At 74.5% G+C, this 8,517-nt stretch carries 6 protein-coding genes and 1 pseudogene; 5 read left to right on the top strand and 2 right to left on the bottom strand.

Features of this window, described 5'->3' with window-relative positions; genetic code table 11:
- Positions 1–338 precede the first annotated feature (338 nt).
- From F6X68_RS27180 to F6X68_RS27160, 5 genes are all read left to right on the top strand, one after another.
- A complete protein-coding gene (locus F6X68_RS27180; protein WP_370518994.1) occupies positions 339–2,555 on the top strand; it encodes a TRAP transporter permease in 2,217 nt (738 codons plus the stop codon).
- Positions 2,552–3,571 (top strand): TAXI family TRAP transporter solute-binding subunit, encoded by a 1,020-nt coding sequence (locus F6X68_RS27175; RefSeq protein ID WP_151456933.1) that lies wholly within the window; start codon positions 2,552–2,554, stop codon positions 3,569–3,571. Before F6X68_RS27180 ends, F6X68_RS27175 begins: the two co-directional genes overlap by 4 nt.
- Positions 3,572–3,639: 68 nt before the next feature.
- On the top strand, positions 3,640–6,087 hold the full coding sequence (locus F6X68_RS27170; protein ID WP_151456932.1) for a sensor histidine kinase: 2,448 nt from the start codon (positions 3,640–3,642) through the stop codon (positions 6,085–6,087).
- Entirely contained in the window at positions 6,084–6,476 is a 393-nt protein-coding gene (locus tag F6X68_RS27165; RefSeq protein ID WP_088998933.1) for a roadblock/LC7 domain-containing protein, read from the top strand. Before F6X68_RS27170 ends, F6X68_RS27165 begins: the two co-directional genes overlap by 4 nt.
- Positions 6,473–7,441, top strand: a complete 969-nt coding sequence (locus F6X68_RS27160) for a TAXI family TRAP transporter solute-binding subunit (protein WP_151456931.1) — start codon at positions 6,473–6,475, stop codon at positions 7,439–7,441. Before F6X68_RS27165 ends, F6X68_RS27160 begins: the two co-directional genes overlap by 4 nt.
- A 10-nt stretch (positions 7,442–7,451) precedes the next feature.
- On the opposite strand, the gene F6X68_RS27155 is transcribed toward F6X68_RS27160, so the two are convergent.
- On the bottom strand, positions 7,452–7,988 hold the full coding sequence (locus F6X68_RS27155) for a hypothetical protein (protein ID WP_151456930.1): 537 nt from the start codon (positions 7,986–7,988) through the stop codon (positions 7,452–7,454).
- A pseudogene (locus F6X68_RS27150) lies at positions 7,989–8,517 on the bottom strand (DNA primase); the annotation flags it as partial.

Below are 8,517 nucleotides of genomic sequence, written 5' to 3'. Positions count from 1 at the left end.
GCCCGGGGCGGTAGGGGTACAGGCGCCCTGGTCAGGACCCATCCGGCAACGGAGAGCGACGAAAACTACCCTGCGTCATGGCCTCGTGCGGTGCCGACGGCGCGGCGATGGCCGCACGCGGGTGGGCCGGAAACGCGTTACTACCGGACCAGAGTGGACGCATCGGATACGACCCCCTCCCGGCTTGCCGCATTCTTACCAATCAGGGCGCGCATCCTGCCGCATATCCGGACCCAATTACAGTCTCTCTGCGTAATCGCGAGTCCCAATTAATTACTGGCTGCAATCATGATCAGCAATGTTCCGCCCGGTATCTAATTCGCGTATCGTGCCCCCTCGTGCCACCAGTGCGTTCCTCCGGCGAACCCGCCCCGCAGCCGTCCACCGTGGGCCCCGAGTCCACCCCGGATGGCGGTCCGGTCCCGTTGCCGCCCGAGACCGACAATCGGTCCGATCCGGACGGTGCCGCGCCCGATCCACGGGAACTCGCCGCGCAGTTCGAGGACGAAAAGCCCGGGCGGGAACTCTCCGGGCCGATCGGCGTGCTGGTCACCGGAACGACGTTGGCGATCGCGCTGCTCGCCCTCTGGCAGGTGTTCTACCCGCTGCCGCAGGGGAGCAAGTTCTACCTGGTCATCTTCCTGGCCGGCATCCTGCCGATGGTCTTCCTGGCGTACCCGGCGGATCTGCGCCTGCCCCGGCGGCTGCGCCGCACCGGCGCGACCGGGCAGGACGACGCGGTTCCGGCGGAGCGCCCCGGGCGCCGGCGCCCCACCCTGCCGGACTGGATCCTGGCCGGCGCGGCGCTGGTCAGCTGCCTCTACCCGGTGCTGCCCGTCGACCTGGGCGACGGCGGCGGCGGGTACGACGCCTTCCTCGACCGGCAGGGCCTGCTCGTCGGCATGGACGTGGCGATGGGCACCGTCCTGCTGCTCCTGCTGCTGGAGGCGTGCCGGCGCACCACCGGCTGGATCCTGCCGGCCGTCTGCGTGGTCTTCCTCGGCTACGGCTACTACGGCGGGCTGCTGCCCCAGTCCTGGCCGGTGGCCCACGCCGGCCTCGACTTCGGGCAGATCGTCGACGGCCTCTACAACTCCGACAGCGGCTTCTACGGCACCCCGCTCGACGTCGCGGCGACGTACATCGTGCTGTTCACCATCTACGGCGCGGTGCTGGACCTCTCCGGGGCCGGCCGGTTCTTCGTGGAGCTCTCCGCCGCCGCCTTCCGGCGCTCGCGCACGGCCGCCGGGCGCACCGCCGTCGCCTCCGGGTTCCTGCTCGGCACCGTCTCCGGCTCCGGCGCGGCGACGACCGTCAGCATCGGCGCGGTCACCTGGCCCGTGCTGCGCCGCGCCGGCTACCCGCCGGAGCGGGCGGGCGGCATGCTCGCCGCAGCCGGCGTCGGGGCGATCCTCTCCCCGCCCACCCTCGGCGCGGCGGCCTTCATCATCGCCGAGTACCTCGGCGTGTCGTACCTCCAGGTGCTCGGCTGGGCGACCGTCCCGACGGTGCTCTACTACCTCGGCATCCTCCTCGCGGTCGAGATCGACGCCCGCCGCTCGGGCGTGCGGCCGGTGGTCATCGACACGACCTCCGCCGGCCGGCTGCTGGCCCGGTTCGGCTACCACTTCCTCTCGCTCTTCGCGATCGTCGGGCTGCTGGCCGTCGGCTTCTCCGCGACGAAGGCCGTGGTGCTGGCCACCATCCTGGCCGCCGTGCTGTCCTTCCTCGACCGTCGGCACCGGCTCACCCCGGCCCGCCTGCTCGCCGCGCTCAGCGCCGGGGTGCGCGGGGTCCTCGCGGTGAGCGCGGTCTGCGCCGCCGCGGGCATCATCACCGCCACCACCACCAAGACCGGCCTCGGCCCCCAGGCGGCGGCGCTGCTGGTCAGCGGGGCCCAGGCCGTCAGCTCCGAGCCGGCCGTGGTGCTGGCGCTCACCGCGCTGCTCGCCGCCGTCGCCCTCACCCTGCTCGGGCTGGCCGTGCCGGTCACCGCGTCGTTCGTGATCGGCTGGGTGATCATCGGCCCGGCCCTGCTGGACCTGGGCGTCACCGCGCCCGCCGCGGCGATGTTCGTCTTCTACTTCGCGGTGCTGTCCGAGGCGTCCCCGCCGACCGCGCTCGCCGCGGTCGCCGCCGCCGCGGTGACCGGCGGCCGGCTGGTGCCGACCATGTGGCAGACCCTGCGGTACGCCCTGCCGGCCTACCTCATCCCGCTCGCCTTCGTGGTCACCCCGACCGGCCTCGGGCTGCTCGGCATCGGGGGCCCGCAGCGGATAGCCGTCGCCGCGACGGTCGCCGCCCTCAGCGTCGCCGTGCTCGCGGTCGCGGCGGGCGGCTGGCTGCCCGGCGTCGGCCCGGCCGGCGCGCCGGAGCGGATCGTCGGCGCGCTCGCCGGGCTCACGCTGCTCTGGCTCGAACCCGTGCCCGTCGCGATCGGCGCCGCCCTGGCTGCCGTCATGGTGGCGGGCGTGCTCGTCAGACGCGGATCCGCCGGCCGGAACGGCGGGCCGTCAGCAGTACCAACGGTGAACCATGGGGAGGAAAAACAGTGAGACGGATCAACATGCGGCTCGCCGCGGGGGTTGGCGCGCTGGCCCTCGTCGCCGCGGGCACCGCCGGCTGCGGAGGCCGTCAGGACGGCGCGACCAAGGACGACGCCGCCAGTGAGATCACCTGCAAGGTCACCGACAGCACCCGCGTCGGCATCGCCACCGGCAACGCCACCGGGGTCTACTACGTGGTCGGCAACGCCCTGGCCGGTCAGCTCTCCGGGGCGACCGAGGGCAAGCTGACCGGCACCGCCGCCGAGACCGGCGCCTCGGTGCAGAACATCGAACAGCTCGTCGGCGGGCAGTACGACGTCGCCTTCTCGCTGTTCGACACGGCGGTCAACGCGGTGCAGGGCAAGGGCAGCTTCACGGCCCCGCAGCCCGTCGAGGCGCTCGCCCGGATCTACGACAACTACACGCAGGTCGTCGTCCGGGCCGACTCGGGGATCAACTCGGTCGCCGACATGAAGGGCAAGAAGATCTCCACCGGCTCCCCGAAGTCCGGCACCGAGGTCATCGCCAACCGGCTGCTGGAGGCCGCCGGCCTCGACGCGGCCAAGGACGTCCAGGCGCAGCGGCTCGACCTGACCAAGAGCGTCGAGGGCGTCAAGGACGGCAGCGTCGACGGGCTGTTCTGGTCGGGCGGGGTGCCCACGGGCGGGCTGACCGACCTGTTCACCACCGCCGGGGACAAGGTGAAGTTCATCGACATCACCCCGCTGCTGCCCAAGATGACCGAGCTCAACCCGGCGTACCAGGCCGGGACCATCGGCGCGGACGTCTACAAGACCGCCGCGGACACCCCGACCATCGTGGTGCCGAACGTGCTGCTGGTCCGCAAGGACCTCAACGCGAACGTGGCCTGCGCGATCACCCGGACGGTGTTCGACAAGAAGGACGCCCTGGCCCAGGCGAACCCGGCCGCCAAGGGCATCAGCCTGGACAACGCCCGCAAGACCGACCCCGTACCGCTGCACCGCGGCGCGGACAAGGCGTTGCAGGACCTCGGCGCACGCTGATCCCCGGCGCCGGGTCCGGGCCTCGCGCCCGGGCCCGGCGCCCCCGACCCTGAGCCCGGAGGGCCCGAGTGTCGCTCCCCACCCCCGGCCGCGTACGCCGGCACCACCGGCCCGCCGACCACACCGACCGGCTGTGGTCGGTACGCACCCAGCTGCTCGCGCCCATCCTGGTGGCCACGGTCGGCCTGGTGGTGCTGGGGGCGGCCCAGACCGCCACCGCCCTGGACGCCTCCGACGACGCGGACCGCGCCCGGGTGCTGGCCGGCACCGCGACGGCCACCGTGCGCCTGGTGCACGAGCTGGAACGGGAACTCGGCGAGACGGCGGCCCTGCGCCAGCGGGGCGGCAGCAGCGGACGGCCCCTCGTCGACGCGCAGCGACGACGGGTCGACGCGTCCGTCGAGCGCTACCGCGGCGCCAGCCGGGACGCCCGCCGCGCCGCCCCCGACCTGCGCCAGGTGCTCGACGGCGCGGACGCGCAGCTCGGCCAGCTCGAACCGGCCCGCGGGTCCGCGCTGGGCGGCACCACCGCCGACCCGGCCTACCTCTCGCTTGTCGAGTCGCTGCTCGCCGTCGCCGACGCGCTGCCGGCCCAGCTGCGCGACCGCGAGCTGGCCAACGGGGCCCGGGAGGTGGCGGCCGTGGCCGCCCAGGAACACCTCGCCGCCGTGGAACGCGACCTGCTCCGCGCCGTCTTCGTGCGGGGCACGCTGGTGAACGGGGAACTGGTCCGCCTCGGCCAGTTGCGGGGCGCGCAGGAGCAGCGTCAGGCCGAGTTCTCCCGGATCGCCGGCCGGCCGGCGGCGGACGCGTACACCCGGCTGGTGGCCGGGACCGACGTCTCCACCGCCCGCCGGATGCGCGACAGCGCGCTCAACGTGGAGTCCGAGCCCGCCGGGCTGAGGACCGACGGCGACGCCTGGTACGTGGCCCAGAGCGGGGCCATCCGGCGGTACAACCTGCTCGGCCGGGAACTCTCCGAGGAGCTCGACCGCAAGGCCGCCGGGCTGGCCCGCGACGCCCAGCGGCGGGCCCTGGTCACCGGAGGCGCGACCACCGCCGTCGCGCTGGCGTCGTTGACCGCCGCCGTGCTGCTCGCCGTCCGCACCAGCCGTCGCCTGCGCCGGCTGCGGGTCGCGGCGCTCGCCATGGCGCACCGCGAGCTGCCGGAGCGGATCACCGCCATCGCGTCCGGTGACGGCGCGCCGACCGACGGCGCGGCCACCCGGCTGACCGCCGGCATCGGGCAGGGCCGGGACGAGATCGCGCAGGTCGCCCAGGCCTTCGACACGGTGAACCGGGCCGCCCTGCGTCTGGCCGGTGAACAGGCCGAGGTGCGGATGGACGTGACCCGGATGGCCGAGGCCCTGGCCCGACGCATCCGTACCCTGATCACCCGGCAGCTGCGGCTGCTCGACGAGTTCGAACGCGAGGAGACCGACCCGGACGCGCTGGCCCGGCTCTTCGCGCTGGACCACCTCGCCGCCCGCATGCGGCGCAACGGCGAGAACCTCCTCGTCCTCGCCGGCGGGGAGCCCGGCCGTACGCACGACGGCGCCCACCTGCTCGCCGACGTGGTGCGGGCGGCCGCCTCGGAGATCGAGGACTACCCGCGGGTGGAGGTCGACGTGCCGACCGCCGCGGTGCACGGGGCCGCCGTGGGCAACCTGGTCCACCTCCTCGCCGAGCTGCTGGAGAACGCCACCGTCTACTCCCCGCCGAACTCGCCGGTGCACGTCGACGGCCGGCGCACGATCGACGGCCTCACGTTGCGCGTACACGACCAGGGCATCGGCATCAGCGACAGCCGCCTCGCCTCGATCAACGAGCGGCTGCTCGCCCCCGCGATGCTCTCCAGCGCCTCCGCCGGCAGCATGGGCCTGCACGTGGTGGCCCACCTGGCGGCCCGGCACGGGGTGCGGGTGCAGCTGCACAACAGCGGCGCGGGCACCGTCGCGCAGGTGGAGATCCCGGAGTCGGCGCTGACCCGCGTCGAGGACGTCGCCCCGCGCTCCGCCCCGGAGGGACGCGCTCCCGCGCAGGCCGCCCCGCAGGTGCGCGCACCTGCGGGGCCCGTCCGGACGGTGCCCGCGCAGGCGCCGCCGCCCGTGCGTACGCACGCGCCGGTCGTTCCCGCCCAGACCGCCTGGTTCCGGCCCCGGACCGGGGCCGGTGGTCCCGCCACCCTGCCGGACCTGACCAGCGTCCACCACGCGCCGACGATCACGCTCCCGGTGCTCGGCGCGCGCCCGACCGAGTCGGGTGGCGGCGCCGCGATGCCGCCGTCCCGTCCCGCGTCGGCCCCGCCCGCGCCGCCTCCGCTCACCGGGGCCGGGCTGCCGCGCCGCACCCGGGGCGGCCAACTGCCGGCCGCGCTGCACGAGGCCCCGACGGCGCGGCCGGCGGGCGACCTGCTCGACCCCGAGGTCGTGCGGTCCCGGCTGTCCTCGCTCGCCGAGGGAGTGGCCGCGGCGACCCGACGTACCCAGACGACACCCCCCAGGAGAATCCCATGACCCCATCCGAGAGCGCCGGCCTGGACTGGCTCCTGGCCAACTTCGCCGAACAGGTGCCGGACGTGTCACACGCCCTCGCGGTCTCCGGCGACGGGCTGCGCCTGGCGGCCTCGCCCCACCTCGCGCCCGACCAGGTGGACCAGCTTTCCGCCGTGATCAGCGGCCTGGCCAGCCTGACCGTCGGTGCCGCCCGGCTCATGTCGGCCGGCCGCGTACGCCAGCAGATCGTCGACATGGACGGCGGGGTGATGCTGGTGATGGCGGTCGGCGAGCGCGCGCTCGTCGGGGTGCTCGCCGCGCCCGGCTGCGACCTCGGCCAGATCGGCTACGAGACCGCCATGCTGGTCCAGCGGGTGGCGGAGGCCCTGGAGCCGGCGGTCCGGGCGTGATCGGACGGTCCTCCCGGTTGCTGGCGGCCCTGCTGGCGACCGTGCTCGCCACCGGTTGCGGCGCGGCCGAGGCCGGGCCGCAACCCTGGCACGGTGGCCGGATCTTCCTCGCCACCGGCAACACCACAGGCGTCTACTACCAGCTCGGCGGCGGCTACGCGGACGTGATCAGCCGGCACCTGCCCGGCTACGAGGCACGGGCCGAGCCGACCGGCGCGTCGGTGGAGAACGTCAACCGGCTGGCCAGCGGCGACATGGAGATCGCCTTCAGCCTCGCCGACACGGCGGCCGACGCCGTCGCGGGGCGCGGGGCCTTCGAGGGCCAGCCGCAGCCGGTGCGGGCGTTGGCCCGGGTCTACAGCAACTACACCCACGTCATCGTCCGCGCCGACGCGAAGGTCACCAAGCTGTCGGGCCTGCGCGGAAAGCGGGTCTCCACCGGCTCGCCGAGGTCCGGCACGGACATCATCGCCGGGCGTCTGCTGACCGCCGCCGGCCTCGACCCGGACCGGGACGTCGTCCGGGCCACACTCTCCCTGCCGGAGACCGTGCAGCGGATGCGGGCCGGCACGCTCGACGCGATGTTCTTCTCCGGCGGCCTGCCCACGCCGGGCATCGCCGACCTGCTGGCCAGCGCGCCCGGCAGATACGCGCTGCTGCCGATCGTCGACCTGATGGAGCCGCTCACCGCGCGCCACGGCTCGGTCTACACCACGGCGGAGCTGCCGAAGGAGGCCTACAAGACGAGGAGCGGCACGCCGACGGTCACGGTGGCGAACGTCATCCTGGTCAGCGCCGACATGCCCGACCAGCTGGCGTACGACCTGACCCGGCTGCTCTTCGCCTACCAGGCCGACCTGGTGAAGGTGCACCCCGAGGCCGGCAACTTCACCCAGCAGAGCGCCTCGGGCACCGACCCGATCCCGCTGCACCCCGGGGCCGCGCGGTTCTACCAGCGCGGGTGACCCGCGCCGGTCAGACGTCCGCCGGGGCGGTGGCGGCACGGGCCTCCGCCACGAGGCGGTCGGTCTCGGCGAGCACCTCGGGGTCGTCGGCCGGGGTGCCGGGGTCGAGACGGACCGTCCACGTGAGGCCGTCCACCCCCGGCACCCGGCGCGCCGCGACCCGGCCGGCGCCGCCGGGCACCGGGCGGTGCTGCGTGTACGCCACCGACCGGGTGACCCGCTCCCGCACCTGGTGCGGCAGCTCACCCGGGTCGAGCAGCAGGTGGCTCTCGGTTGGGCCGTCGGCCACCACCAGGTAACCGTCGCGCTCGGCGGACAACTCGGCCGGGGTCACCGTGAGCTGCCGGCCGGACCAGATCGCCTTGAGGATGTCGTGCCAGCCCAGCCTCTCCGCCCGGCCGGGCAGCCAGAGGCCGAGGTTGCTGGCCACGACGACCCCGTCGCCCTGGCCGTCGCCGACGGCGGCCCAGGCGAGCACCCGCTCCTCGGCGGCGAGCGGCGGCCGCTGGGCCGCGGGCAGCTTCGGCTTGCGGCGGAACAGTCCCATCTACAGCCCTCCCGCGGCCTGCTCGCGCAACGCCCGGGCGTGCTGTTCCAGCGACAGCAGCTCCCCGAAGGCGGCGAAGTACTCGTCCTTGTTGTTGACCGGGTTGATCCGCTGGATCCGGGACTTGAGGTCCCTGATCCGGCTGGTCACCGAGCCAAACTGCAACCGAGCCATGGTGACCGAGACGTAGCGCGGGTCGGGCTCGCCGTCGATGCGCAGCGGCTCCACCGCCAGTTCGCCGACGAGCGCCCGGGCGGCCAGGTCCTCGCAGGCGTCGCGGACCGACTCGATCCAGACCGCGCCGCCGGTGGCCGTGGCGACCCCGCCGACTGCCGCGACGGCCGCCCGCACCGCCACGTGCACGGGGTGCCGGTATTCCGACGCCTCGACCGCGTCGAACATCGGCCCGGCCAGCACCGGCTCCTGGAGGGCGAGCTTCAGCGCCTCCCGCTCGACCATCGACTGCGGGTTGTCGACGATCGGCTCCGCCGGGGCGGGCCGATCGTCGACAACCCGCAGTCGATGGTCG

It is taken from the genome of Micromonospora sp. AMSO12t (assembly GCF_008806585.1).
GTDB lineage: Bacteria > Actinomycetota > Actinomycetes > Mycobacteriales > Micromonosporaceae > Micromonospora > Micromonospora reichwaldensis.
The sequence above is the reverse complement of the archived record's forward strand: the minus strand, read 5'-3'. Positions and strand labels throughout refer to the sequence as shown.

Coding starts and splice junctions, on each gene's coding strand:
- F6X68_RS27155 (WP_151456930.1), bottom strand. CDS start 7,988: ATGGGACTGTTCCGCCGCAAGCCGAAGCTGCCCGCGGCCCAGCGGCCG.
- F6X68_RS27165 (WP_088998933.1), top strand. CDS start 6,084: ATGACCCCATCCGAGAGCGCCGGCCTGGACTGGCTCCTGGCCAACTTC.